Annotated in this window: 28 protein-coding genes; 11 read left to right on the top strand and 17 right to left on the bottom strand. The window is 72.2% G+C overall.

The window, feature by feature from the left end; all coding sequences use genetic code 11:
- Positions 1–49: 49 nt before the first annotated feature.
- Together ABLE53_RS12685 and ABLE53_RS12680 are read right to left on the bottom strand one after the other, a co-directional pair.
- Positions 50–1,558 (bottom strand): MFS transporter, encoded by a 1,509-nt coding sequence (locus tag ABLE53_RS12685; protein WP_348859310.1) that lies wholly within the window; start codon positions 1,556–1,558, stop codon positions 50–52.
- 98 nt (positions 1,559–1,656) lie between these two features.
- A complete protein-coding gene (locus tag ABLE53_RS12680) occupies positions 1,657–2,292 on the bottom strand; it encodes a pyridoxamine 5'-phosphate oxidase family protein (RefSeq protein ID WP_348859309.1) in 636 nt (211 codons plus the stop codon).
- Positions 2,293–2,350: 58 nt separating this feature from the next.
- Here ABLE53_RS12680 and ABLE53_RS12675 point away from each other — a divergent pair, with 58 nt between their 5' ends.
- Genes ABLE53_RS12675 through ABLE53_RS12665 form a run of 3 tightly spaced genes read left to right on the top strand, consistent with a single transcriptional unit; the run spans position 2,351 to position 5,133 of the window.
- The gene (locus tag ABLE53_RS12675) at positions 2,351–3,148 is read left to right on the top strand and encodes a GNAT family N-acetyltransferase (protein WP_348859308.1); all 798 of its coding nucleotides are present in this window, start codon (positions 2,351–2,353) and stop codon (positions 3,146–3,148) included.
- Between the two features lie 27 nt (positions 3,149–3,175).
- Positions 3,176–3,613 (top strand): VOC family protein, encoded by a 438-nt coding sequence (locus ABLE53_RS12670; RefSeq protein ID WP_348859307.1) that lies wholly within the window; start codon positions 3,176–3,178, stop codon positions 3,611–3,613.
- Between the two features lie 23 nt (positions 3,614–3,636).
- The gene (locus ABLE53_RS12665) at positions 3,637–5,133 is read left to right on the top strand and encodes a glycosyltransferase family 39 protein (RefSeq protein WP_348859306.1); all 1,497 of its coding nucleotides are present in this window, start codon (positions 3,637–3,639) and stop codon (positions 5,131–5,133) included.
- A gap of 10 nt (positions 5,134–5,143) precedes the next feature.
- Here the strand turns inward: ABLE53_RS12665 and ABLE53_RS12660 are convergent, their stop codons facing one another.
- Together ABLE53_RS12660 and ABLE53_RS12655 are read right to left on the bottom strand one after the other, a co-directional pair.
- On the bottom strand, positions 5,144–5,524 hold the full coding sequence (locus ABLE53_RS12660; RefSeq protein WP_348859305.1) for a VOC family protein: 381 nt from the start codon (positions 5,522–5,524) through the stop codon (positions 5,144–5,146).
- A gap of 49 nt (positions 5,525–5,573) precedes the next feature.
- Complete coding sequence (locus ABLE53_RS12655; RefSeq protein ID WP_348859304.1) at positions 5,574–7,121, bottom strand: amino acid permease; 1,548 nt, start codon at positions 7,119–7,121, stop codon at positions 5,574–5,576.
- A gap of 131 nt (positions 7,122–7,252) precedes the next feature.
- On the opposite strand from ABLE53_RS12655, the gene ABLE53_RS12650 reads away from it, so the two are divergent.
- Both ABLE53_RS12650 and ABLE53_RS12645 read left to right on the top strand, forming a co-directional pair.
- A complete protein-coding gene (locus ABLE53_RS12650; protein WP_348859303.1) occupies positions 7,253–8,014 on the top strand; it encodes a glycerophosphodiester phosphodiesterase in 762 nt (253 codons plus the stop codon).
- A 12-nt stretch (positions 8,015–8,026) separates the two neighbouring features.
- Positions 8,027–8,989 (top strand): alpha/beta hydrolase, encoded by a 963-nt coding sequence (locus ABLE53_RS12645; RefSeq protein ID WP_348859302.1) that lies wholly within the window; start codon positions 8,027–8,029, stop codon positions 8,987–8,989.
- 5 nt (positions 8,990–8,994) lie between these two features.
- Here the strand turns inward: ABLE53_RS12645 and eutC are convergent, their stop codons facing one another.
- From eutC to ABLE53_RS12615, 6 genes are read right to left on the bottom strand one after another with little or no spacing between them, the layout of a single operon-like run.
- Positions 8,995–9,759: an ethanolamine ammonia-lyase subunit EutC gene (gene eutC, locus ABLE53_RS12640; protein ID WP_348859301.1), complete on the bottom strand. Its 765-nt coding sequence runs from the start codon at positions 9,757–9,759 to the stop codon at positions 8,995–8,997.
- Entirely contained in the window at positions 9,756–11,159 is a 1,404-nt protein-coding gene (locus tag ABLE53_RS12635; protein WP_348859300.1) for an ethanolamine ammonia-lyase subunit EutB, read from the bottom strand. Before ABLE53_RS12635 ends, eutC begins: the two co-directional genes overlap by 4 nt.
- A gap of 24 nt (positions 11,160–11,183) precedes the next feature.
- Complete coding sequence (locus ABLE53_RS12630) at positions 11,184–11,858, bottom strand: nitroreductase family protein (protein ID WP_348859299.1); 675 nt, start codon at positions 11,856–11,858, stop codon at positions 11,184–11,186.
- A 4-nt stretch (positions 11,859–11,862) separates the two neighbouring features.
- Positions 11,863–13,023, bottom strand: coding sequence for an SPFH domain-containing protein (locus tag ABLE53_RS12625; RefSeq protein WP_348859298.1), 1,161 nt, complete (start codon positions 13,021–13,023; stop codon positions 11,863–11,865).
- Between the two features lie 19 nt (positions 13,024–13,042).
- The gene (locus tag ABLE53_RS12620; protein WP_348859297.1) at positions 13,043–13,492 is read right to left on the bottom strand and encodes an NfeD family protein; all 450 of its coding nucleotides are present in this window, start codon (positions 13,490–13,492) and stop codon (positions 13,043–13,045) included.
- 46 nt (positions 13,493–13,538) lie between these two features.
- A complete protein-coding gene (locus ABLE53_RS12615; protein WP_348859296.1) occupies positions 13,539–14,336 on the bottom strand; it encodes an ABC transporter ATP-binding protein in 798 nt (265 codons plus the stop codon).
- A 73-nt stretch (positions 14,337–14,409) separates the two neighbouring features.
- On the opposite strand from ABLE53_RS12615, the gene ABLE53_RS12610 reads away from it, so the two are divergent.
- Positions 14,410–15,183: a hypothetical protein gene (locus ABLE53_RS12610; protein ID WP_348859295.1), complete on the top strand. Its 774-nt coding sequence runs from the start codon at positions 14,410–14,412 to the stop codon at positions 15,181–15,183.
- A 33-nt stretch (positions 15,184–15,216) separates the two neighbouring features.
- Complete coding sequence (serB, locus tag ABLE53_RS12605; RefSeq protein WP_348859294.1) at positions 15,217–16,458, top strand: phosphoserine phosphatase SerB; 1,242 nt, start codon at positions 15,217–15,219, stop codon at positions 16,456–16,458.
- 5 nt (positions 16,459–16,463) lie between these two features.
- On the opposite strand, the gene ABLE53_RS12600 is transcribed toward serB, so the two are convergent.
- Genes ABLE53_RS12600 through ABLE53_RS12585 form a run of 4 tightly spaced genes read right to left on the bottom strand, consistent with a single transcriptional unit; the run spans position 16,464 to position 18,801 of the window.
- Positions 16,464–16,970: a SixA phosphatase family protein gene (locus tag ABLE53_RS12600; RefSeq protein ID WP_348859293.1), complete on the bottom strand. Its 507-nt coding sequence runs from the start codon at positions 16,968–16,970 to the stop codon at positions 16,464–16,466.
- A 40-nt stretch (positions 16,971–17,010) separates the two neighbouring features.
- Positions 17,011–17,790 carry an enoyl-ACP reductase FabI gene (gene fabI, locus ABLE53_RS12595; RefSeq protein ID WP_425474872.1) on the bottom strand — a complete coding sequence of 260 codons (780 nt, stop codon included), beginning with the start codon at positions 17,788–17,790 and terminating at the stop codon, positions 17,011–17,013.
- Between the two features lie 13 nt (positions 17,791–17,803).
- Positions 17,804–18,529: a 3-oxoacyl-ACP reductase FabG gene (gene fabG / locus ABLE53_RS12590; protein ID WP_348859291.1), complete on the bottom strand. Its 726-nt coding sequence runs from the start codon at positions 18,527–18,529 to the stop codon at positions 17,804–17,806.
- A 59-nt stretch (positions 18,530–18,588) separates the two neighbouring features.
- Positions 18,589–18,801, bottom strand: a complete 213-nt coding sequence (locus ABLE53_RS12585; RefSeq protein ID WP_348859290.1) for a dodecin — start codon at positions 18,799–18,801, stop codon at positions 18,589–18,591.
- Positions 18,802–18,867: 66 nt separating this feature from the next.
- On the opposite strand from ABLE53_RS12585, the gene ABLE53_RS12580 reads away from it, so the two are divergent.
- Genes ABLE53_RS12580 through ABLE53_RS12570 form a run of 3 tightly spaced genes read left to right on the top strand, consistent with a single transcriptional unit; the run spans position 18,868 to position 20,296 of the window.
- Positions 18,868–19,245, top strand: coding sequence for a DUF3099 domain-containing protein (locus ABLE53_RS12580; RefSeq protein ID WP_348859289.1), 378 nt, complete (start codon positions 18,868–18,870; stop codon positions 19,243–19,245).
- Complete coding sequence (locus tag ABLE53_RS12575; RefSeq protein ID WP_348859288.1) at positions 19,235–19,420, top strand: acetone carboxylase; 186 nt, start codon at positions 19,235–19,237, stop codon at positions 19,418–19,420. The genes ABLE53_RS12580 and ABLE53_RS12575 overlap by 11 nt, the downstream gene beginning before the upstream one ends.
- Before the next feature lie 54 nt (positions 19,421–19,474).
- Positions 19,475–20,296 carry a helix-turn-helix transcriptional regulator gene (locus ABLE53_RS12570; protein ID WP_348859287.1) on the top strand — a complete coding sequence of 274 codons (822 nt, stop codon included), beginning with the start codon at positions 19,475–19,477 and terminating at the stop codon, positions 20,294–20,296.
- Between the two features lie 12 nt (positions 20,297–20,308).
- Here ABLE53_RS12570 and moaA read toward each other — a convergent pair whose 3' ends face one another.
- Entirely contained in the window at positions 20,309–21,334 is a 1,026-nt protein-coding gene (moaA, locus tag ABLE53_RS12565; protein WP_425474871.1) for a GTP 3',8-cyclase MoaA, read from the bottom strand.
- A 64-nt stretch (positions 21,335–21,398) separates the two neighbouring features.
- Here moaA and ABLE53_RS12560 point away from each other — a divergent pair, with 64 nt between their 5' ends.
- Positions 21,399–22,430, top strand: coding sequence for an SURF1 family cytochrome oxidase biogenesis protein (locus ABLE53_RS12560; protein WP_348859285.1), 1,032 nt, complete (start codon positions 21,399–21,401; stop codon positions 22,428–22,430).
- On the opposite strand, the gene ABLE53_RS12555 is transcribed toward ABLE53_RS12560, so the two are convergent.
- Positions 22,316–23,050: an SDR family oxidoreductase gene (locus ABLE53_RS12555; protein WP_348859284.1), complete on the bottom strand. Its 735-nt coding sequence runs from the start codon at positions 23,048–23,050 to the stop codon at positions 22,316–22,318. The two genes, ABLE53_RS12560 and ABLE53_RS12555, sit on opposite strands and share 115 nt — an antisense overlap.
- Complete coding sequence (locus ABLE53_RS12550; RefSeq protein ID WP_348859283.1) at positions 23,051–24,949, bottom strand: ABC transporter ATP-binding protein; 1,899 nt, start codon at positions 24,947–24,949, stop codon at positions 23,051–23,053. It lies immediately after the preceding gene.
- Between the last annotated feature and the right edge of the window lie 58 nt (positions 24,950–25,007).

The raw sequence follows: 25,007 nt of genomic DNA, 5'->3' as shown, positions 1-25,007 counted from the left end.
CCCTACGGTCCGGCCGGCCGTCCGCGCTCGACTCTGGCCCGAACTCCCGTCAGGCGGGTTCCTCGGCGGTCTCCTCGGCGGTGCGGGAGTCGGTGAGCGTCAGTGCGCCGCTGACGGCGATGACTCCGACGAGCACGGCGATCACGGCGTACGTGATCTGCTCGCCGTGGAAGAACGAGGCCACAAGGGAGCTGCTCCAGGTGCCGGTGGGCAGCGCGGTCGTGACCAGGGCGGCGATCAGCGTGCCCACCACCGCGGTGCCGAGGCTGGTGCCGACCTCCTGTGCGGTGTCGTTGAGGGCCGCGCCGATCGAGGTGCGGTTGCTCGGCATCGCGTCGACCAGCGCGACGGCACACGTCGTCATCACGGTGCGCAGGCCGACGGTCATGACCACCATCGAGGCTGCGATCGGGAGGTAGCCGTGGCTCACGCCCCAGGCGAGCCCGCCCAGCCCGCCGGCGAGGAGCAGTGCAGCGACGACGCAGGCGACGCGGTGGCCGTACCCCTTGATGAGGCTCTCGGACACCGGGGTGGCGAGCAGCATCGTCACGATCATCGGCAGGTTCGCCAACCCGGCGTGCATCGGCGACCAGCCGTAGGCGTACTGGAAGTGGAGGACCAGGCCGAACATCACCGCAGCCATCGCGATCGACGTGCCGGTCTGCGCGATCGTGGCGCCGCGGACCGTGCCGTTGGCGAAGAGGCCGAGGTCGAGCATGGGTGAGGCAGTACGCCGCTCGTGCCAGACGAACCCGGCCGCCGCCAGCGCGGCTCCGATGATCGAGGCGAGCGTGCCGGCGGAGAGCCAGCCGTGCTCGACACCGGAGGTCGCCGAGTAGCACGCCAGACCGATCGTCAGCACGCTCAGCGCCGCACCGGGCAGGTCGAGGGCGTCGTCGGTCAGGTCCTCGCGCCGGTCGGGGGCCACGCCGAGCCGGACCCCGATGCAGGCGATCAGCGCGATCGGCGCGTTGACGACCAGGAGCCACTCCCATCTGACGTGGGCCAGCGCGGTGCCGCCGAGCACCGGACCGAGGATGAACCCAGACATGCCGACGACGATCATCACGGTCATGGCGCGCATGCGCAGCGCCTTGTCGTCGAAGAGTCGGAACACCAGCGAGTTCGTGATCGGGGCCATCATCGCCGCCGCGATCCCGAGTCCGGCCCGCAGCGCGATGAGCTCGCCCGAGCTGTGGACGGCCACCACGCACAGACTCAGCAGGCCGAACAGCGCGAGCCCCACCATCAGCACGCGGCGCCGCCCGAACCGGTCGGCCACGGACCCCGCGGTGAGCAGGAGGCCGCCGAACGTCAGCGAGTACGCACCGGTGACCCACTGCAACGCCGTCGTACCGCTGCCGAGGTCACGACCGATCGTGGGCAGCGCGATCGACAGCAGCGTGTTGTCGACCATCTCGACGAAGAAGGCCAGGCACAGGGCCGCCAGCGGGATCCACGCCGCGCGCAGGGACGAGTACGTCCGCGACTCGGCGGCCGTGGCAGGTCCCGTGGTGGGCTCCGTGGTCGGTGCCGTGGCTTCCGTGGTGGTGGGCATGGGTGGCTCCTCGTGGGACGCTCGCGTGTCGAACGACTCACCGGAGACGCTAGGCGGCGGCGGTTTCATCGCGGCTTCACGCGACCTTCACGCCGCTTTCACGACCCGAGCAGGCCCAGGTCAGCTCGTTCGGGCGGCCCGAGTGTGGTGCCGCCGGCACTCCTCCGCACGTATTCGCCACCGCTGGGCCACAGCACCGTGAACTGGTCGCCCGTGGCGTCGTCGTAGCGCAGGTACGACACGGAGTCGATGTCGACCGAGTACAGGTGCATACGACCGACGTCGGGCCGCCAGCCGAGGGCTACGGACACAGCGTCCGCGTAGCGTTCCTGCACGCCGCGGTCCTCCTCCGCACGGCACCGCCCACGCACCTTGAGCTCCCCCTCGCCACCGTCCCGGCTGGTGACGATGCTGTGCACCAGCACCCTGGGGTCGCGGGCCAGGTCCGCAGCCTTGTGCGAGCGCCACAGCATGGACAGCCACAGCTCGCTGTCGAGCACGAACGGCTCGATCGGGCTGATCCTCGGACTGCCGTCGCGGCGGATCGTGCCGACCAGGACCACCCCCGGTCCGAGGACCTTCTCCCGCGCGAGGGCCGCCAACCGCGGCGCGGTCGCCTCGAAGTCGCCCCAGCGCATCGACACCATCTCCCCCGGGTCCTTCGGTTCGGTCGGCCCAGTCCAGCACCGGCCACCGACAATGACGGCGCCGCCGAGCAGCGCGTACGCCGCCACGCCGAGGCGCCAGGAACGCTGACGGGCACGGACGCCACCCCGGGGATAGTCTCGTCCGGTGCCCGAGCTGCAGCCTCTGCGAGCCGATCATGCTCCGGCTGTGCTGGCCTTCGAGACGGCGAACCGCGCGTACTTCGCCACCTCGATCTCCGATCGCGGTGACGAGTACTTCGAGCACTTCACCGAGCGGTACGCCGCGCTGCTCGCCGACCAGAACTCAGGCGCGGGCGCCTACTACGTCCTCGTGGCGGAGGACGGATCGGTGCTCGGCAGGTTCAACCTGATCCTCGTCGGCGAGGGTGCCGCGGAGCTGGGCTACCGCGTCGCACAAGATGCCGCGGGGCGCGGGGTGGCGACGGCAACCGTGCGCGAGATGTGCTCGCTCGCGGCATCCCGCCACGGGGTCAGGACCCTCCGGGCGGCCACCTCCGACGGGAATGTGGCCTCCCAGCGGGTGCTGCTCAAGGCCGGCTTCCATCCGGTGGGGCCGGCCGGTCCGGCGGACCTCGGCGGGAAGCATGGCACCTGGTACGAGCGAGACGTCGTACGACGGCCGGGGCTCGGGAGGCGCGACACTGGGTCCGTGAGCACCAGAGCCGTCGACGTCACCGTCACCGGGCGCGTCCAGGGCGTCTTCTTCCGGGCCGCCTGCGCGGAGCAGGCCGAGTGCCTCGGCGTCGAAGGGTGGGTCGAGAACCGGCCGGACGGCACCGTGGCCGGCCACTTCGAGGGAAGCTCCGAGGCTGTCGACGCGCTGCTCGACTGGTGCCGGACCGGCCCGCCCCGGGCGCAGGTGACGGACGTGCAGATCGAGGACTCCCAGGGGCAGGGTCGTCACGGCTTCGAGGTCCGCTGAGGGCCGGTCGGTGCTTCACTGTTGCCCATGAGGATGGTGCGGCAGGTGGTCGTGTTCGACGCGGCCGACCTCGGTCCGGAGAGCGCGTTCTGGGCCGGGCTCCTCGGCGGCCACGTGTTCGAGGACGAGGCCTGGCACACGGTCATCGACGCCGACGGTGAGTGGCGCATCGGCGTACAGCTGGCACCCGACCACGTCCCACCCGACTGGCCGGACGGCAACCCTCAGCAGGTGCACCTCGACCTCCATGTCGAGGACCCACGAGCCGCGCACGACCAGGCGATCGCGCTGGGCGCCCGGCTGCTCCAAGCGGCTCCCGACCTGGTCAGCGACGAGGGGCACGAGGTGTACGCCGACCCGGCCGGTCACCCGTTCTGCATCGGCTGGGGTCACCCGTCGCAGGAGGCGCTCGCCGCGTTCGTCGCCGACCGTCTCGGCCCGGCGGGTGCCGAGCCGACCACCTAGTCGACCCGGCGCCAGGAGATCACGTGGAAGAGCCGGCGGACGTCGTACCACCCCACGGGCGGCTCTCGATCGGGGCCGTCGCGACGGCGGTGGCCGTGGTCGCCGTCCTGGTCGTCACGGCGTCCCGCTACGGCTACCACCGCGACGAGCTGTACTTCGTCGCGGCCGGGCACCACCTCGCCTGGGCCTACGCCGACCAGGGCGCGCTCACCCCGCTGATCGCACGGGCGATGACGGCGATCGCCCCCGACTCGCTGACGGTCCTGCGACTCCCGAGCGCCGCCGCGGCGGGTGCGACGGTGCTCGTGACGGCGGCGATCGCCCGCGACCTCGGCGGCTCCGCGCGCGCCCAGCTCGTCGCCGCCTGCTGCTGTGCCACGTCGGTCGTGGTCCTGTTCACCGGTCACACCCTGAGCACGACCACGCTCGACCTGCTCGTCTGGACGGTCCTGACCTGGCTGACCGTCCTCGCGGTGCGCCCCGGAGGCGGGCGGGTCTGGCTCGCCGTCGGCGTCGTCCTCGGCCTCGGGCTGGAGAACAAGCCGTTGCCGGCCTTCCTCGCGGCCGGCGTGCTCGTCGGGATCGTGGTGAGCGGGCCCCGCAGGCTGCTGCGCGAGAGGTGGCTGTGGGCGGGGGCCCTGGTCGCCGTGCTGCTGTGGCTGCCGTGGCTGCTGTGGCAGGGCCGCCACGGATGGCCGCAGCTCGACGTCTCGCGGTCCATCGCCGCCGGTGGCTCGACCAGCTCGCAGCCGTGGTGGCTCGTGGTCCCGTTCCAGCCGCTGCTCTTCGGGCCGCTGCTGGCGCCAGTATGGGTCGCGGGGCTGGTGCGGCTCTTCCGCGCGCCCGAGCTGCGCGGGCTGCGGTTCCTGGGATGGGCCTGGGTCGTCCTGGCGATCACCTTCATGGCGACCGGGGGCAAGCCCTACTACCTGGCCGGGCTGGTGCCGTTCCTGCTGGCCGTGGGGGCCATCGCGACCGACCGCTGGCTCGAGCGCGGCCGGCCGCGGCTGCGACGGACCCTCCTGACCTGCGTCGTCGCGGTCAGCGCCGTCGTGTGCGCCACGATCGCCCTCCCCCTCCTCCCCGCCCGCGACGCAGGACCCGTGATCGCGATGAACCCCGACGTCGGCGAGACGATCGGCTGGCCGGAGCTCGTACGCACCGTCGCCGGCGTGTACGACCACCTGCCCGACCGGGCCGGAGCCGTGCTGCTCGCGCAGAACTACGGCGAGGCCGGCGCGATCGACCGCTTCGGGCCCGCGCTCGGGCTCCCGGCGGCGTACAGCGGTCACAACGCGTACGCCGACTGGCGCAGGCCGTCGGACGACGACGCGCCCGTGATCGTGGTGGGCGCCACCCCGGCGCAGGCCGCCCGCTTCCTCCGCGGCTGCCGCGTCGCGGCCACCGTCATGAACACCGCCGGCGTCGACAACGACGAGGACGGCGCCGACGTCCTGACGTGCAGCGGTCCGAGGCGGAGCTGGGCCGAGGAGTGGCCGGCGATCAGGCACCTCGGCTGAGACGAGCCGCTCAGGAGCGAGTGTCCCGGCGCAGCGGATGGTCCTCGGGCACCTCGACCAGCACGATGCGTACGCCGTCGGGGTCGGCGATCCAGGTCTCGACCAGCCCCCACGGCTCCTGCCGCGGCTCGCGAAGGACCGTGACGCCGGCCGAGACCAGCCGCTCGTGCTCGGCGACGACGTCGCGGACCTGCAGCCACAGGTCGAGGTCGGCCCCGCCGGCGTCGGAGCGGGCGGTGCCGGACACCTCGAGGAAGCCGCCGCCGAGGAAGAAGACCACTCCCCCGCTGAACTCGCGGTAGACCGCGAGCCCGAGGACGTCGCGGTAGAACCGCTGCGAGCGCTCCGGGTCGACGGGATGCAGCAGCACGCGGCCGGCGAGTACCTCCATGTCCCCCATGCTGCCGGGGCCGTCAACCCGCCGCTCCGGCGGCCACGGCTCAGTCGAAGTCCTCCGGCGGCAGCTCCTTCTCCAGCTCGGTGCCGTAGTGCTCGACCGCCGGGTCGCGGTGGAGGCCGCCGCTCATGGCGTACTCCTCCTCGGGCGAGAGGACCAGCCGGTGCCGGCCGAAGACCGCGAAGACCCCGAGCCCGACGAGGTAGATGACCACGATCGCGATGATCGCCGGCCGGTAGTCCGGGTTGCGCAGGATGCCGACGAAGGTCAGCAGCGCGAGCAGCCCGGCCACGACGGCGCCGGCGACGCCGACCGGGCTGAGGTAGGGCCTGGTCGCGTTCGGGAACCGCCGCCGGAGCAGGACGTAGGACGCCATCTGGAGCATGTAGGCGATGACGGCGCCCCACACGGCGATGTTGAGGACGATCTTGCCCGCCGTCTCGCCGGCGTTGTCGGTGACCACGAGGGCGACGAAGCCGATCACGGCGCCGACCACGAGCGCGACGTACGGCGTCTGCCGCGTGCCTGTCAGCGAGAGGATCTTCGGGTAGTAGCCGGCGCGGGAGAGCGAGTAGATGTTGCGGCCGTAGGCGTACATGATGCCCTGCAGGCTCGCCAGCAGGCCGATCAGCGCGAACGCCGCGAGCACCCGCGCCCAGCCGTCGGGCAGGAAGGCGCGGAAGCCGTCGAGCAGCGGCTCACCGGAGCCGGCGGTCGCGCCGGAGCCCATCACGGCGGGGTTGAGGAAGAAGACGATCGCCGCGCAGACGACCAGGGACGCCATCCCGATGACGCCGGCCCGCGGGATGTCCTTCTCCGGGTCGTGGGCCTCCTCCGCGGCGAGCGGGAGCTCCTCGATGCCGAGAAAGAACCACATCGCGAACGGCAGCGCGTAGAGGATCCCGGTGATCCCGAAGGGCAGGAAGCTGCCGTGACCGCCGTCGGGCACGATGTCGTCGAGCGTGCCGAAGTCGAGGGCGCCCTTGGCGGCCGCGAGCACGCCGAAGAGGACCAGGATCGCGATCGAGACCACGGCGACGCCGATAGCGAACTTGAAGGACGCCTCGGCGCCCGCCGCGTTGAGCAGCACGAAGACGGCGTACAGGATGATCCACCAGACCCACGACGGGATGTCGCCCCCGACGACGCCGTCGGCGTAGCCGGCCGAGAAGTAGACGACCACGGCCGTCGTGAAGACGTACTCGATCGACTCGGCGAACCCGGTCACGAAGCCGCCCCAGGGGCCCATCGCGGCGCGCGCGAAGGAGTACGCCCCACCGGTGTGCGGCATCGCGGCCGACATCTCGCCGATCGAGAAGAGCATGCCGAAGTACATGACGATCATGAGAAGGCTCGCGATGAGCAGCCCGCCCCAGCCGGCGGTGCCGAGGCCGCCGTTCCACCCCGAGAAGTCACCCGAGATGACGGCTGCGACGCCGATGCCCCACAGTCCCCAGAAGCCCGCCGTCCGCTTGAGCTGGCGCTTCTCGAAGTAGCCCTCCTCCGCGTGGGAGTAGGTCACTCCGCCGATGCGCGGCGCGGGGACCGGAGAGGCGGAGGCGGCGGCCGCAGATTCGACGCCGTCGGTCATGGTGCACCTCGATGTCTGGTGGTGAGATGGTCCGTTGCGCCGCGACCGTAGTGAGGCGTTGCGACAGCCGACATCCACCGGCTGTTACGTTGCCGTGAAGATTTCATCGACACCCCGGAAGGTGTTTCTCCGTGGTCGCGAAGCAGCCGGTCCTGGTCAGTGCGCACCGGTGCGGTGCGGGCGACGACCCGCTCGGCGAGAACTCGCTGCACGCCCTCGAGCACTCGGTCGCCCTCGGCGTCGACTTCGTCGAGTTCGACGTACGCCGGCGGGCCGACGGCCACCTGATCGTGGCCCACGACCTGCCCGACGACGGCGTGGAGGTGCTGGCGTACGACGCCCTCCTCGACACGCTCGGCGACCGGGCCGGCGCCCACATCGACCTGAAGTTCGGCTCGCCCGACGAGCTGTACGACAGCCTCGGTGCCTGCTGGGAGGTGGAGGTCGTCAAGCGGGCCCTCAAGCGCCTCCCCGCCGAGCGGATCGTCGCCACGTCCGGCCGCGAGCGCGGCGTGCGCGCGCTCCGGGAGTGGGCGGAGTCGGAGGGCATCCCGCTCAACGTCGGGCTCTCGATCGGCTCCAGCCTGCGCGGGCTGGGGGTCCGCCGGGCGGTCCGGTCGCTCTTCCGCCAGCTCGCGCCCGAGCAGCGCTTCGCCAGGTCCCGCGCCAACGTCGTCTGCGCCAACCACGGCCTCGCGCTGGTGCGCCTGCGCCGCTTCGCCCGCAAGCACCGGATGCGGCTGATGGTGTGGACCGTCGACGAGGCCGCGCTGCTGCGCTGGTGGACGCGTCCCGGCAGCGCGTGGATGGTCGTCACGAACCACCCGGCGCTGGCGCTGCGGGACCGGCGACGGTACGCCGCGAGCGGCCGCCGGCGCAGCCGGGGCGTCTGACAGGATGCGGGCATGACAACCGGGACGCCCGACGTCCTCGGCGAGCCCTACACCGCCGAGACCCTGACCTTTCCCGACGACCACGAGGGCGAGCTGGTCGCCACCCTGGTCCACCGGCCGTCCGACTCCGGGCCGAGCGCGTCGGCGGTCCTGCACGTCCACGGCTTCGCCGACTACTTCTTCCAGACCGAGTACGCCGAGTGGTGGACCGCCCGCGGCTACGACTTCTACGCGCTCGACCTGCCGAAGTACGGCCGGTCCCTGCGGCCCCACCAGACGCCGAACTACACGACCGACCTCGAGGACTACTTCCCCGTCCTCGACGAGGCGTGGGAGCGGATCACCTCCCCAGGATCAGGCCAAGCCCACCGCCAGGTGGTCGTCACCGCTCACTCCACCGGCGGGCTCACGACGCCGCTGTGGGCCGACGCGCGCCAGCCCGCGGAGCTCGCCGGGATGTTCCTCAACTCCCCCTGGCTCGACATGCAGGGCTCGGCGCTGCTGCGCACGGTCGGCACCCCGATCGTCCATCAGGTCGCGAAGCGCCGGCCGCTGCGCGCCATCCCGCGCACCGTGAGCGGCCTGTACACCCGGTCCCTCCACAAGGACCACGAGGGCGAGTGGGACTTCGACCTCACCTGGAAGCCGGTCGAGTCCTTCACCGTGTACGCCGGCTGGCTCTCCGCGGTCCGCCGCGGGCACGCCCGGGTCCACGCCGGGCTGTCGGTGCCCTGCCCCGTCCTGGTCGTCTCGTCGGGCGCCTCCGGCCACGCCTCGGAGATGAACGAGACCGTCCACGGCACCGACATCGTCCTCGAGGTCCCGCAGATCCGGCGCTGGGCCACCGCGATCGGCCCCCACGTCACCTACGTCGCCGTCGAGGGCGCGCGCCACGACGTCGTACTCTCCCGGCCGGAGGTGCGCAAGCAGGTCTACGACCAGCTCGGCCGCTGGCTCGACGCCTACGTGGAGTAGAGGGGCTACTCGGCGGTGGGGAGCTCGCCCGCACCGTCCTTGAGGCGTACGCCGGTGGCACCCAGCTGGCGGGCGCCCGCGACGAGCGAGGCGATGGTGCGGGCCGCGGTGTCGTAGTCCAGCCCGTGCGGCGGGCGGATGTTGGAGACGCAGTTGCGAGCCGAGTCCTGGATGCCGGGCTTCGGGTCCCAGGTGAGGTAGGCGCCGAGCGAGTCGGCCGAGGACAGGCCCGGCCGCTCGCCGATGAGGACCAGCACGAGCCGGGCGCCGAGCGCCTCGCCGAGGTGGTCCCCGAGTGCGACCCGCGCCTGGGTCGCGACGACCGGCGGCGCCACCGTCGTGACGGCGTCGAGGAGCGGCAGCAGCGCCTGGAGCAGACCCACCGCGTGGGCGTGCACCGCCTCCGCGGACAGCCCGTCGGCGACGACGACCGCCAGCTCGGGTACCCCGTCCGTCGAGGTGGTCGGGATGCGAGGCAGCTCGGAGCCGGGCAGCCGGCCGAGGTCGGGCCGGGTGAGGTAGGTCGCCCGGTCGGGCGCCGCCGAGGCGACGACGGCCGGGGCGCCGAGGCCGAGCGCGGCGAGGCCGGCGACCACCGCGTCCACGTCGAGCGGCAGGTGCACGGCGTCCCGGGCCGCCGCGTGCGCGGCGCCCGCCGCGAGCACCGCCGCGGTGGGCTGGCCGGTGCCGGCACGGCCGAGGCCGATCCGGGCGGGCGTCGTACGCCGCAGCCGGGACCAGAAGTCCGCCGACGATCCCGACCCGCTCACCGGGCCGCCAGCTCCCGCAGCGCGCTCGCCGCCGGGTCGACCTCGCGTACACCGCCGGCGCCGTCGGCCAGCCCGATCCTGTCGAGCCACGCCTCGAACTCCGGCGCGGGCCGCTTGCCGAGGACCTGCCGGGCGTAGAGCGCGTCGTGGTAGGAGGTCGACTGGTAGCCGAGCATCACGTCGTCGGCACCGGGCACGCCCATGACGTAAGTGACCCCGGCGACGCCGAGCAGGGTGAGCAGCGTGTCCATGTCGTCCTGGTCGGCCTCGGCGTGGTTGGTGTAGCAGACATCCACCCCCATCGGGACGCCGAGCACCTTGCCGCAGAAGTGGTCCTCGAGCCCTGCACGGATGATCTGCTTGCCGTCGTAGAGGTACTCCGGCCCGATGAAGCCCACGACGGTGTTGACGAGGAAGGGGTCGAAGGCGCGCGCGACGCCGTACGCCCGCGCCTCGAGGGTCTGCTGGTCGACCGGCCGCCCGCCGGTGCCGAGGTGCGCGTCGGCGGAGAGCGCGGAGCCCTGGCCGGTCTCGAAGTACATGACGTTCTGACCCACCGTCCCGCGGCCGAGGGTGCGGGCGCCCTCGTTGGCCTCGGCGAGCATCGAGAGCTCCACGCCGAAGCCCTCGTTGGCGCGCTGGGTGCCGGCGATCGACTGGAACGGCAGGTCGACGGGCAGCCCCTGGCCGATCAGCTCGATCGTCGTCGTCACGTGGGTGAGGACGCAGGACTGGGTGGGGACGTCGTACCTCTCCCGGATGCTCTCCACCAGGTGCAGCAGCCGGGCGACGGTGCGCGGGTTGTCGGAGGCCGGGTTGATCCCGATGACGGCATCGCCCGAGCCCAGCAGCAGGCCGTCGAGGATCGAGGCGGCGATGCCCGCGGCGTCGTCGGTCGGGTGGTTGGGCTGCAGCCGGGTGCCGAGACGCCCGTGGCGACCCATCGTCGTACGGAACCTCGTGACGACCTCCGTCGCCGCCGCGACGGCGATCAGGTCCTGGTTGCGCATGATCTTGGAGACCGCGGCGACCATCTCCGGGGTCAGGCCGGCGGCGACCGACGTCAGGGCGGCGGTGTCATGGCGGGCGGCCGCCTCGAGGAGCCACTCGCGCAGGCCGCCGACGGTGAGAGCCCGCACCGGCTCGAACGCCGCCCGGTCGTGGCCGTCCAGGATCAGCCTGGTCACGTCGTCGGTCTCGGCCGGGACCACCTGCTCCTCCAGGAAGGTCGTCAGCGGCAGGTCGGCCAGCACCCAGCGCGCCGCCGCGCGCTCCTCGTCCGAGGACGCCGCGCACCCGGCGAGCACGTCGCCCGAGCGCAGCGGCGTCGCCTTCGCGAGCAGGTCGACGAGGCCGTCGAAGGCGTAGGTACGGCCGTGGAGGGTCTGGGTGTAGCGCATGCGGGCTACTCTGCCGCGCCCCTGTTACGAGGGCGTGACCGCCAACGGCTCCCCGTCATACCTCTCCCGGGTCACGAACTCCTCCACCGGCCGCCGGGTCAGCCTGGTGGGCTGCTTGACCGGCTTCCCGAGGGGTACGACGGCCGCGAGCGCGAACGTGTCGGGGACGCCGAGGAGGTCGCGCACCGCTGCCTCCTCCGGGACCGCCATGGTGGTGATCACGCCGCCGTAGCCCTCGGCGCGGGCGGCGAGGAGGATGTTCCAGACGAGCGGGTAGACCGAGGCGCCGCTGACCAGTCCGACCCGGTCGAGCCCGGAGTCGAGCGAGGCCAGAGACCCGAGGTCGGCGAAGACGACCATCACCACCGCCGCGGTGAGCAGGGGCTCGGTGAACGATCGCGGCACCCTGGTCGTGGCGATCTCCTCGGCGGAGGGGCCGGGCTCGTGCAGCGTGTTCCACGGGGTCTCGCCCGCCTTGGTCTGCGCGACGTAGCGGCGTACGGCGGGCTCGTTGAGCTCCGCCAGCCGCTCGCGCGTCGCCCGCTCGGTGACGAGGACGATCCGCACGCCCTGGCGGTTCCCGCCGCTCGGCGCGAAGCGGGCGTTGTCGAGGATGCGGTGGAGCACCTCGTCGGGGATCGGGTCGCCGGTGAACTCCCTGATCGCGGCGGTGGTGCGCATCGCGTCGTACAGCTCCATGGAGCTAGACGCTAGGCGACTCCGGGTCGGTGGGCTCGACGGCCCCGGACTCGGGGTCGCCTAGCGTCGGCTCGGCAGCGGGCGGGGCGCCCGCCGCACCATTGGCCGAGGCACCGGGGTTGGCCGCGCTGTCCGCCTCCGCGATGGCGGCGCGGACCGCCTCCTCGGCGGCGCTCGCGGCGTCGCCGGGCTTCGGGACCGCCGGCTCGGAGGGCCCCATGTCGACCCGCTTGCGCGGACCGGGCACGTTCTGCGGGATCCCCTGGAGCTCGCTCATCGTGGAGCCGAGCCCCTCGAGCGCCCGACCGATCTCGCTCGGCACGATCCACACCTTGTTGGCGTCGCCCTCGGCGATCTTCGGCATCATCTGGAGGTACTGGTAGGCCAGCAGGGACTGGTCCGGCTGGCCGTCGTGGATCGCCTGGAAGACGGTCTGGATGGCCTGCCCCTCACCCTGGGCCCGCAGGATCGAGGCCTCCCGGTCCGCCTGCGCGCGCAGGATCTGCGACTCGCGCTGACCCTCCGCGTTGAGGATCGCCGACTGCTTGTTGCCCTCCGCGGTGAGGATGGCCGACTGGCGCTGGCCCTCGGCGGTCAGGATCGCGGCGCGCTTGTCGCGGTCGGCGCGCATCTGCTTCTCCATCGCGTCCTTGATCGACATCGGCGGGTCGATGCTCTTGATCTCGACCCGCTTGACCTTGATGCCCCACCGGCCGGTGGCCTCGTCGAGGACGGTAGAGAGGCCGGAGTTGATCTGCTCGCGGCTGGTCAGCGTCTCCTCGAGGTCCATGCCACCGACGATGTTGCGCAGCGTGGTCATGGTGAGCTGCTCGACCGCCTGGATGTAGTTGGCGATCTCGTACGTCGCGGCGATCGGGTCGTTGACCTGGAAGTAGATGACGGTGTCGATCGAGACCGTCAGGTTGTCCTCGGTGATGACCGGCTGCGGCGGGAAGGTCACGACCTGCTCGCGCATGTCGATCATGTAGCGGACCTTGTCGACGAACGGCACCACGACGTTGAGGCCGGGCGCCAGGGTCGCGCGGTACTTCCCGAACCGCTCGACCACGCCGGCGCGAGCCTGCGGGATGATCTTGACAGTCTTGGCCAGCGCCGTGATCACGAAGATCGCGAGGATGACCAGGACGGCGAGGACGACAACCATCTGACGCTCCCTGACTTTCCTAGAGTTCGAGTTCGGGTACGGGGTGCACGTACGCCGTGGCGCCGCGGATCTCGAGGACCTCGACCGTGGTCCCGGGCTCGATGACGAGGTGCTCGTCGTACGGCTGCGCGGTCCACAGCTCGCCGTCGATCTTGATCTGGCCGGGCTGGTGCGTGCTGATGGTGCCCGGAGCGACGGCGCGCAAACCGATGAGCTTCCGAGTTCCGAGGACGAGCTCGGGCCCGCCGTGGAGCCGGCCGAGCAGACCGGGGCGTACGACCCCGAGCAGCGCGAACGCCACGACCATCGCGACCACCGCCTCGATCACGATGTTGTCGACGAAGCCGGCCGTCACGGCGCCGGCGAGGGCGCCGCCGGCCAGCATCAGCAGGATCAGGTCGAGGCTGAACAGCTCGGCGACGATCAGCAGGGCGCCGAGGCCCAGCCACACCAGCCAGTCCATGCCCATGCACCGACTGTAGTCGGCCGTTCCAGCCGGGCGGGCGGAGCTCCCGTCAGACGAGGCGGCGGGTCCGCCGGCGCGCCCAGTAGCGGTCGTCGCGCTCCTCGAGCTCCAGCGGCATGCCGAAGGTCGCGGCCAGGTTGGCCGGCGTCAGGGTGTCCTGGATCAGCCCGGCGGCGACGACCCGCCCCTGGCGGAGCATGAGCACGTGGCTGAAGCCCGGCGGGATCTCCTCGACGTGGTGGGAGACGAGCACGGTGGCCGGGCTGTCGGGGTCGTAGGCGAGCATGGACAGCGTCGAGACGAGGTCCTCGCGGCCGCCGAGGTCGAGGCCGGCGGCGGGTTCGTCGAGGAGCAGCAGCTCGGGGTCGACCATGAGGGCGCGTGCGATCTGGACCCGCTTGCGCTCACCCTCGCTCAGCGTGCCGAAGGTGCGGTCGGCGAGGTGCGTGATGCCCATCTCGACGAGCAGGCTCCGCGCCCGGTCGTGGTCGAGGTCGTCGTACTCCTCGCGCCAGCGGCCGACCACGCCGTACGACGCCGAGACGACCACGTCGCGGACCAGCTCGTGGCGCGGGATGCGCTCGGCGAGGGCCGCGCTGGTCAGGCCGATCCGCGGGCGCAGCTCGAAGACGTCGACCTTGCCGAGCTGCTCGCCGAGCACCTTCGCGGTCCCGCTCGTCGGGTGCATCTGGGCGGAGGCGATCTGCAGCAGGGTCGTCTTGCCGGCGCCGTTCGGGCCCAGGATCACCCAGCGCTCGTCCTCCTCGACCGTCCAGCTGACCGCGTCCAGGAGGAGGTTGGTGCCACGCCGGATGGTGACGTCGGAGAGCTCGAGGACCGCGGACATGGCGGTCACTGTAGCGAGCCGGACGGCGGTCTCTCCGACCGGCCCGGAGGCCCCCGGCGTACAGTCGCAGGCCGTGAGCATCGACGACCAGCGCACCTCGCTCGACCTCGCCCCGGACGCCCTCCGGCTGGCCTGGTGGGGCACGTCCTGGCTGCGCGGCGACGTCGTCACCGACCTCATGCTCGACGCCGTGATCGGCGGCGACGCCACCCACACCGTCGGCGGTCTCGACGCCCTCGGGCTCGGTGGCACCGCGGCGACCGCGGAGACGCTGGTGACCGGTCTGGGCCGGCTCCGCGCCGAGGGCGCGACGGCGCTCGGGACGGCGTTCCCGGTCGAGGGCGACCCCGTCGGGCTCGGCGGCCCGGCGGCGTTCAACGCGGCGGCGCTCGAGGCGGGCGAGGCAGTCGTCGCCGACGCCGGCATCGGCCTGGTCCCGGTGCGGGTGGGCGCGGTCATCGGCTGGCAGGCGTACGCCGCCGAGCGCCGCCAGCTGCCCGACGTCGGCGAGGCCGACCGCTCGCTGCGATCGGCGCTGCTCGAGGCCGCGCAGGCGCTCGCCGACCTTGACGTGGCCCGCTGGCGACCCGAGGTCGCCGACCGGCTGATGAACCTCCGGCACCGTCCCTCGCTCCGCGGCGCCCCCGGCGTGCCCGAGCGGTGCGTGGACCTCGCCGCGCGAGGACTGCAGGCCCGCGACATCGTCGCGCTGGCGCTCGAGGACGAGGGTGGCGCGGTGTCGGCGTACGAGATGACCGCTCGGCGCGAGGCGCTGCTGCCGCTCGACCGCGCCGCCCGGCGCGCGCTCACCGCCGCGGGCTCGCCCGAGGTCTGGCCTCCGGGCTGACGACCCGTCGGCAGCCGATAGATTTCCGTTCCGATGACCGAGTCCTTCGACCAGCTGGGCCAGCGGCCCGACACGCTGCTCGTCACCCTCGCCGGCCGCGACCGGCCGGGGGTGACCTCCTCGACCCTCGCGACGCTGGCGCTCGCCGGCGTCGACGTCGTCGACCTCGAGCAGATCGTGCTGCGCGGGCGGCTCGTGCTCGGGCTGCTGGTCACCGCGCCCGCCGACGGCGCCGCCACCGCGGCGCTCCGGGTCGCGCTCGAGGAGACCGCGCACGCGCTCGACATGACGGTCGAGATCGAGAGCGGCACCGGCGACACCCCGCGGCGGCCGAAGCAGCGCGCCCATGTCACCGTCCTCGGCACACCGCTCAAGGCCTCCGCGATGGGGGCCGTCACCCGGCGGATCGCCGCGGCCGGCGCCAACATCGACCGGATCATCCGGCTGGCGGGCTACCCGGTGACGGCCTTCGAGCTGCACGTGTCGGGCGCGGATCCGGACGAGCTGCGGGCCTCGCTCTCGGTCGAGGCTGCCGCCCAGGGCGTCGACATCGCCGTCCAGCGCGCCAACCTGCTCCGCCGCGGGATGCGCCTCATCGTCATGGACGTCGACTCCACGCTCATCCAGGGCGAGGTGATCGAGATGATCGCGGCGTACGCCGGCTGCGAGGCCGAGGTCGCCGCCGTCACCGAGGCCGCGATGCGGGGCGAGCTCGACTTCGAGCAGTCGCTCCGCGAGCGGGTCAAGCTCCTCGAGGGGGTGCCCGCGTCGGCGCTCGACGAGGTCTACGAGTCGCTGCAGCTCAACCCGGGGGGGCGCACGATGGTGCGCACGCTGCGCCGGCTCGGCTACCGCTTCGCCATCGTCTCGGGCGGGTTCTCCCAGATCACCGACCGGCTCGCCGCCGACCTCGGGATCCACTTCTCCCGCGCCAACCAGCTCGAGATCGTCGACGGCCGGCTCACCGGCAACGTGATCGGCCCCGTCGTCGACCGCGCCGGCAAGGCGGTCGCGCTGCGCGAGTTCGCCGCCGAGCTCGGCCTCCCCGAGGCCGCCACCGTCGCGATCGGCGACGGCGCCAACGACCTCGACATGCTCGCTGCCGCCGGCCTCGGCGTCGCCTACAACGCCAAGCCCGCCGTACGCTCCGCCGCCGGCACGGCCATCAACGTGCCCTACCTCGACACGATCATGTATCTCCTCGGAATCTCCCGCGAGGAGATCGAGGCGGCCGACGCGGAGGCCGGGATCGTGACCCCGGCTCCCCCGGTCTGAGGTCGTCAGCCGCGGCCCACGTGGTAGCCCACGACCTTGGCCGATCCCTCCTCGAGGTCGGCCCAGTCGCCGTCGTAGGAGAAGACCGCGACGGCGGAGGTCGGGAAGCCGACGGCCATGGCGTTGCACGCCTCGTCGTCGCCGGCGCCGTCGTCGAGGAGCTGGACGAGCTGGGCGGCAGTCGGGTTGTGGCCGATGACGACCAGCGAGGAGACGCCCGGGTCGATCTCGCGGATCAGGTCGAGGGCGGCGTCGGTGGAGGCGGCGTACAGCCCGTCGTCGTACTCCGCCAGGGTCAGGTCCCAGCCCGCGCCTGCGGCGACGTCCTCCCAGGTCTGCGTCGTACGCGCGGCCGCGGAGACGAGCGCGTAGTCCGGCTCGATCCCCTGACCGGCCAGCCAGGTCCCGGCGTCCTGGGCGTCGCCGTGGCCCCGGTCGGTGAGCTGGCGCTCGAAGTCGCTCGGCGCCGAGGACTCGGCCTTGCCGTGCCGCATGATGACGAGGGTCCGCATGATCGTGGAGCCTACGGTCCTTTGTGCCTCCGCGCTGCGCTCAGGCGCCCATCGCGTGGTAGCCGCCGTCGACGTGCACGATCTCGCCGGTCGTCGCCGGGAAGAAGTCGCTCATCAGCGCGCAGATCGCCTTCGCGGTCGGGATCTGGTCGGTGTTGTCCCAGCCGAGGGGCGACCGGCTGGCCCACATCGCGTCGAGCTCCTCGAAGCCCGGGATCGCCTTGGCGGCCAGCGTCCGCAGCGGCCCGGCCGAGACGAGGTTGACCCGGATGCCGGCCGGGCCGAGGTCGCGGGCGAGGTAGCGCGCGGTGGACTCCAGCCCTGCCTTCGCCACGCCCATCCAGTCGTACGCCGGCCACGCGACCGTCGCGTCGAAGGTCAGGCCGACCACCGACGACCCCTCCGAGAGCAGCGGGCGGCAGGCCGTGGCGAGGCTCTTGAGGGAGTACGCCGACACACGGACCGCCTGCGCGACGTCCTCCCACGGACCGTCGAGGAACTTGCCGCCCAGCAGCGTCTCGGGGTTGCCGTAGGCGATGGAGTGGACGACGCCGTCCAGCCCCGCGTCCGGTCCGAGGTGCTCACGCACCGTGTCGGCGAGCCCGGCGAGGTGGTCGTCGTTGGTCACGTCGAGGTCGAGCACCGGTGGCTCGACGGGCAGCCGCTTCGCGATCCGCTTCGTGATGCCCAGCGCGCGACCGAAGTTGGAGATGAGTACCGTCGCGCCCTGCTCCTGCGCGACCTTGGCGGCCGCGAACCCGATGGACGTGTCCATCGTGACCCCCGCGACCAGGATCCGCTTGCCGTCCAGAATGCCCATCATTCCTCTTCTCTCAGTGGCCCATGCCAAGTCCGCCGTCGACCGGGATGACCGCCCCGGTGACGTACGCCGCGCCGTCGCCGGCCAGCCACGTGACCGCGGCGGCGACGTCGTCAGGCGTGGCGTACCGGCCGAGCGGCACGCGGTCGGAGATCGCCTTCCGCTGCTCCTCGGTCAGCACCTCGGTCATCTCGGTCTCGACGAAGCCCGGCGCGACGACGTTCGCGGTGATCCCGCGGCTGCCGAGCTCGCGGGCCAGCGACCGCGCCATCCCGACCAGCCCGGCCTTGGATGCCGCGTAGTTGACCTGTCCCGGGTTGCCGAGCAGCCCGACGACCGAGGAGATGAACACGATCCGGCCGCGACGCAGCCGCAGCATGCCCTTGGCGGCGCGCTTGGCCAGCCGGAACGAGGCGGTCAGGTTCGTGTCGATCACGTCGGACCAGTCGTCCTCGGACATCCGGAGCACGAGGGTGTCCTTGGTGATGCCGGCGTTCGCCACCAGGACCTCGACCGGTCCGTGGGCGGCCTCCACCTCGGCGTACGCCGCCTCGACCTGCTCCGGCACGGTGATGTCGCAGCGCACGTCCAGCGCACCCTCCGGCGCGCCGCCGCTGCGTGTCGTCACCGCGACCTTGTCGCCTTGCGCCAGGAACGCCTCCGCGATCGCGCGGCCGATGCCGCGGTTGCCGCCGGTGACGAGGACTGATCGGGGTACGGGCGCGGTCGTCTCGGTCACGTCTGGTGAACCTAGTGATTACCGGGCAGTACGCCGAATCCGACGACCCACCTGCTCCGTCACTCGTCCTCGAGCCGGAACCCCAGCTTCATCGTGACCTGGTAGTGCTCAACGGCGCCGTCCTTGACCTGGCCGCGTACGCCGACGACCTCGAACCAGTCGAGGTGGCGAAGCGTCCTGGACGCCCGGGAGATGGCGTTGGAGATGGCGGCGTCGACGCCGTCGGGCGAGGTCCCGACGACCTCGGTGACGCGGTAGGTGCGGTTCGTCATGGCAGGCCTCCGTTGGCGCGCGGACCGGTGGTTGGACTCCCACCGTAGCGACGTAGGGTTGCTCTTATGTCCAGGGTCCGGAGCGCGTCGCGCCGGCAGTCGCACAGGAGCGAGGCGCCGATCCGCATCACGACGGCCCAGACGAGTCGCGCGGAGGACATCGCCGCCCGCCAGAAGCGCTACATCGTGTCGATGTCGATCCGCTCCGTCTGCTTCATCGGCGCCGTCCTGGCCGGCGTCACCCACGTCAACTGGCTGTGGCCGATCCTGATCGCCTGCGCCATCGTGCTGCCGTACATCGCCGTGGTCATGGCCAACGCCGCGAACACCAAGGGCGACGGGTTCGACCTCGTCGACTCGCCCTTCGGCGACCCCGAGCTGCGGGGCGGCAAGGAGTGGCGCGAGCGCCACCAGCACGACGAGGACGGCGCGGATGGATCCTGACCTCTGCTCCGCCAAGGGCTGCCAGGCCGCTGCCGTCTGGGAGCTCCAGTGGAACAATCCGAAGATCCACACCCCCGACCGCCGCAAGATCTGGCTGGCCTGCGACGAGCACCGTCAGTCGCTGAGCGACTTCCTCGGTGCGCGCGGCTTTCTCCGCGAAGTCCAGACGCACTGAGCCCCGCAGTGTTAGATCGTCCTGGGGAGCACTGACCTCAGGAGGGTTTCGGGGATGGAGCCGGCGATGCGGGCGCTGGAGGTCGGGTACGACGTCGCGTCCGTGCGCACCGTCGGCGGACTCGTCGACCGGACCCTGAGCGTGCTCGCCGAGGCACTCGGCGTCGACGTGGTCTCCTTCAACCGGATGGACCTGGTCCAGCGGACCGCGACGGTGTCCTTCCGGCCCTACCGTCCCGAGCACGAGGCAGGGATCGACGGCGTCAGCCGGCTCCTCGACGAGCACCCGCTCTTCCGGTGGTACACCTCGCAGCGGGACTGGCGCCCGGTCCGGATCAGCGACGTGGTGCCGTGGCGGGAGTTCCGCGAGACCACGCTCTTCCGGGAGGTGCTCGGCCCGATCGGTGCCTGGCACACGATCGTGATCCTGCTGACGACGACGGCGACCCCCGAATGGGTCTACTTCGCGATGAACCGCTCCGACCGCGACTTCACCGACGACGAGCTCGCGTTCTGCGTGGCGCTGCAGCCGGCGGTCGTCGCGCTCTACCGCAGCCTCAGCCTCGCTGACGACCGGCACCGGAGCGGCGAGCCGCACGACGTCGTACTCACGCCGCGGGAGCAGAAGGTGCTCGAGTACCTCGCCGGCGGGCTCACCGCCGACGCGATCGCGCGGCGCCTCCGCGCGAGCCCCGCAACGGTCCGCAAGCACCTGCAGCACCTGTACGGCAAGCTCGGGACCTCCGACCGGCTCGTCGCGGTCCTGCGTGGCCGCGACCTCGGGCTGTTGCGGGCGGAGGATCTCACCCAGGAGTTCGTGTGGAACGTCCACTCGGACATGCCGCGGCCGGGCCCTACCTCGGAGGGACCCGAGTGACGGGGCGGAGCGTCAGCCGCCGATCGCCGACATCGGCCGGTCGGGCTGGAGGAAGGTCGGGTCGTCGATGCCGTGCCCGGCGCGCTTGCCGGCCATCGCGACGGTCCAGAGCCGGGCGAGCTCCTCGTCCGGGGCGCCGTCGCGCAGGGGCGTGCGCAGGTCGGACTCCTTGCGGGCGAAGAGGCAGTCGCGGACCTGGCCGTCGGCTGTCAGCCTGACCCGGTCGCAGTCGCCGCAGAACGGACGGGTCACCGACGCGATGACGCCGACGGTGGCGGGACCGCCGTCGACGGTGAACAGCTCGGCAGGGGCGCTGCCCCGCGGCTCGCTCGCCGGCGCAAGGGTGAACTCGCGCTCCAGCATCGTGAAGATCTCGTCTGCGGTGACCATGCCGTCGCGCGACCAGCCGTGCTGGGCGTCGAGCGGCATCTGCTCGATGAAACGCAGCTCGTAGCCCATGTCGATCGCCCAGGCCAGCAGCTCGGGCGCCTGCTGGTCGTTGACCCCGCGCAGGAGCACCGCGTTGATCTTCACCGGGCCGAGGCCGGCGTCGGCCGCCTCCTTGAGCCCGGCGACGACGTCGTGGAGGCGGTCGCGGCGGGTGATCTCCGCGAAGGTCTCCGCACGGATGGTGTCGAGCGAGACGTTGACCCGGTCGAGGCCGGCGGCCTTCAGCGCCGGCGCGGTACGCGCGAGCCCGAGGCCGTTGGTGGTGATCGACAGCTCGAGGTCCGGCGACAGCTCCCGGGTACGCCGGACGATGTCGACCAGGCCGCGGCGTACGAGCGGCTCTCCGCCGGTGAACCGCACCTCACGGATCCCGAGCCGCTCGACGGCGACCCGGATGAGTCGGACCACCTCGTCGTCGGTCAGGACCCGCTCGTTGGGCAGCCAGTCCAGCCCATCGGCGGGCATGCAGTAGCTGCACCGCAGGTTGCACCGGTCGGTCAACGAGACACGCAGGTCGGTGGCCACGCGCCCGAAGCGATCGACCAGCTGTCCGGTGGTGGGCTGGGGCCTCGGTGTCGTCTCCACCACGCCAGCCTACGCGGAGGTCCGCCCGGATCCGAGCGATTCACCGCCCGGCGGATAGCCTCGTCGGGTGCGATCGTTCCGGTTCCTGCTCAGTCGACGGTGGGCGCTGTTCGCGGTGGCGGTCGCCGTGCTGGTCTACGGGACCTGGTGGCTGGGCGAATGGCAGTTCGGCCGGCTCCACGACAAGCGCCAGAGCAACGAGATCATCCGCACCAACGAGCACGCCTCCCCCGCACCGGTCGGCGACGTCCTCGCCGTCGGCCGCGAGGTCGACGATCGGGACGAGTGGCGCCGGGTCACCGCGACCGGCACCTACGACACCTCCCACACCGTCGTCTGGCGCTACCGGACCGACGACCACGGGACGGCGGGGATCGACGTCGTCGTACCTCTCGTCACCACCGACGGGACCGCCCTCCTCGTCGACCGCGGGTGGATGGCCTCGCCCGACCAGGACGACCACCCGGAGTCGATCCCGGCACCGCCGTCCGGCACCGTGACAGTCACCGGGTGGGTCCGGGTCGACGCGACCGGCGACTCGACCCGCGTGGACGAGGTCTCCGGCGGGCTCCTCGGCACCCGCGCGGTGTCGTCCACGACGATCGGGCCGCGGATCGGGCACCCGGTCTACGACGGCTTCGTCAACCTCGAGTCCGAGGACCCCGCGCCCACGACCACGCTGCAGCAGGTCGACCTGCCTGAGCTCAACGACGGGCCGCACCTCTTCTACGGGATCCAGTGGTGGTTCTTCGGGGCGCTCGCGATCTTCGGCTTCTTCTACCTGATGTACGACGAGCGCCGGTCGACTCTGCGCGCCGAGGCCGCTAGCGAGTCTGGCGAGGAGCTGCCGGACCCGCGCGCCACCGCCCGCGCCGAGCGCAAGGCGAGGCGGACGGAGAAGAACGCCCACAAGCAGGCCGTGCGCGCGGCGTACCAGGCGGCGTACGACGCGGAGAGGCGCGGGCGCGACGGCGAGGCGCCGGGTCAGAGCGAGCGCAGCATGCCGCCGTCGACGGGCACCATCGCCCCCGAGACGTACGACGACGCCGGCGACAGCAGGAAGGCGGCCACCCGGCCGAACTCGTCCGGCCGGCCGTAGCGGCGCAGCGGGATGCTCGCAGGCTCGGCGTCGGGATCGGTGCCGGTCTCGAGCATCCGGTCGGTCAGCAGCTGGCCGGGCAGGAGGCCGTTGACCCTGACGCCGCGGGGCCCGTACTCGTCGGCGAGCGCCTTCGCCGCCATCGCCAGCCCCGGCCGCAGGCCGTTGGAGATGCCGAGCCCGAGGATCGGCGCCTTCACGCTGGAGGAGAGCACGAAGGCGATCGAGCCGCCCTCGCCGACCGCGGCGGCGACCTCGCGGGCGAGCCGGAGCGCGCCCAGGAAGACCGACTCGAACGCCGCCCGCCACTGCTCGTCGCTCGCTTCCCCCGCCGTGCCGGGCGGCGGCCCGCCGACGCTGATCAGCGCACCGTCGAGCCGCCCCCACGCCTCGAGCGCCGTTCCGACGAGCCGGGTCGCCGCCGAGGGGTCGGCGTTGTCGGCGGCGACGGTCACGACGGCGTCGCCCAGCGCCCGGCGTACGCCGTCCAGCGACTCCTCGCTCCGGCCCGAGACCACCACCCGGGCGCCCTCGTCGACCAGTGCGTCCACCGTCGCCCGGCCGAGCCCCCGGCTGCCGCCGGTGACGACGTAGACGCGGTCCTTCACCTGCAGGTCCACTCAGTCCTCCGATCCCTGGTGCTCGAGCTGGCTGCTCTCCTCCGCGAACTGCGTGCGGTAGAGCTCGGCATAGAGCCCTCCGCGGGCGAGCAGCGAGGCGTGGGTGCCCGACTCGACGATCCGGCCCCCCTCGACCACGAGGATGCGGTCGGCGTTGCGGACGGTGGAGAGCCGGTGGGCGATGACGATCGAGGTGCGCCCCTCGAGCGCGGCGTCGAGGGCCTTCTGGACGGCGGCCTCCGACTCACTGTCGAGGTGAGCGGTGGCCTCGTCGAGGACGACGATCCGAGGCGCCTTGAGCAGCAGCCGGGCGATGGCTAGGCGCTGCCGCTCGCCGCCCGAGAGGCGGTAGCCGCGGTCGCCGACGACGGTGTCGAGGCCGTCCGGCAGCCCCTTGACGAGGGTGGCGATCTGGGCGGCCTCGAGCGCGTCCCAGATCTCGTCGTCGGTGGCGTCACGGCGGGCGTAGAGCAGGTTGCCGCGGATCGTGTCGTGGAACATGTGGGCGTCCTGGGTCACGTAGCCCACGACGTCCTCGAGCGACTGCAGCGTCACGTCGCGCACGTCGCGGCCACCGACCCGCACGACGCCGCCGTCGACGTCGTAGAGCCGCGCCACCAGGTGGGTCACCGTCGTCTTCCCCGCCCCCGACGGCCCCACCAGCGCCACCATCTCCCCCGGCTCGGCGACGAAGTCGATGTCGTACAGCACCTGGGTCGTCGGTCGCGCCTCCGTCCTCGCGACAGCCTCCAGCGATGCGAGCGAGACGTCCTCCGCGCGCGGGTAGGTGAACGCGACGTGGTCGAACCCCACCGACGCGGCGTCGGCGGGGAGCGGGACGGCGTCCGGCTTCTCCCTGATCAGCGAGGGCAGGTCGATCACCTCGAAGACCCGCTCGAAGGACACCAGCGCCGTCATGATGTCGACCCGGATGTTGGAGAGCCCCTGCATCGGCGCGAGCAGCCGCATCAGCAGCGTGGACAGCGCGGTGAGCGTGCCGATCGAGGGGCTGCCGTCCATGGCGAGGTGGCCGCCCACGCCGAACACCAGCACGGTGGCGAGTGCCGGGACCGTCCACATCGAGGTCGAGAAGATCCGGGTCGTGAGCGCGATCTGCACGCCGAGGTCGCGGACGACGGCGGCCTTCTCGGCGAACGCGAGGTCCTCCTCCTCGCGACGGCCGAACAGCTTGAGCAGCATCGCGCCGCCCACGTTGAACCGCTCCGTCATGGTGTTGCCCAGGTCGGCGTTGCCGTCCATCTGCCGCCGGGTCAGACCCGCCAGCCGTCGGCTCGCCCAGCGGCTCACCAGCCACAGGAGCGGGAACGTGGCGACGCAGCACAGCGTCACCTGCCACGAGAGCGCCAGCATCGTCGCGCCGACGACCACGACGGAGATGACGTTGGCGACGCTGTCTCCGAGTGCCGAGGTGAACGCCCGCTGCGCACCGATCACGTCGTTGTTGAGCCGGCTGACCAGCGCCCCGGTCTGCGTCCGGGTGAAGAACGCCAGCGACTGGCGCTGGACGTGGCCGAAGACCGCCGTCCTCAGGTCGAAGATCAGCCCCTCCCCGATCCGGCTCGAGAGGAAGCCGAGCGCGACGTTGAGCACGGCGTTGACCGCCGCCGCGACCAGCATGCCGAGCGCCAGCCAGGTCACGATCGAGGCGTCGCCGGCCAGGATCCCGTCGTCGACGATCCGCTGGATCAGCAGCGGCGTCACGACGACCATCGCGGAGTTGACCACGTTGAGGGCGAGGAAGACCGCGATCGGACGCCGGTGGGGCTTGGCGAACGCGAGCACGCGGCGCAGCGTCCGGCGGTCGATCCGGGCGTCGGTGACGCTCCGGTCCGCGCGCATGCTCCGCCACACGCTGCTCATGCCCACCATGCCCGACATGGGAGCAACGCTAGCGACCGGCACCGACACGACCGGAGCCGGTTTCCGGACAGCGCTG

Source organism: Nocardioides asiaticus (assembly GCF_040049175.1).
Lineage (GTDB): Bacteria > Actinomycetota > Actinomycetes > Propionibacteriales > Nocardioidaceae > Nocardioides > Nocardioides cheoyonin.
Note: the sequence above shows the minus strand (reverse complement) of the source record. Positions and strands in the feature narration are given on the sequence as shown.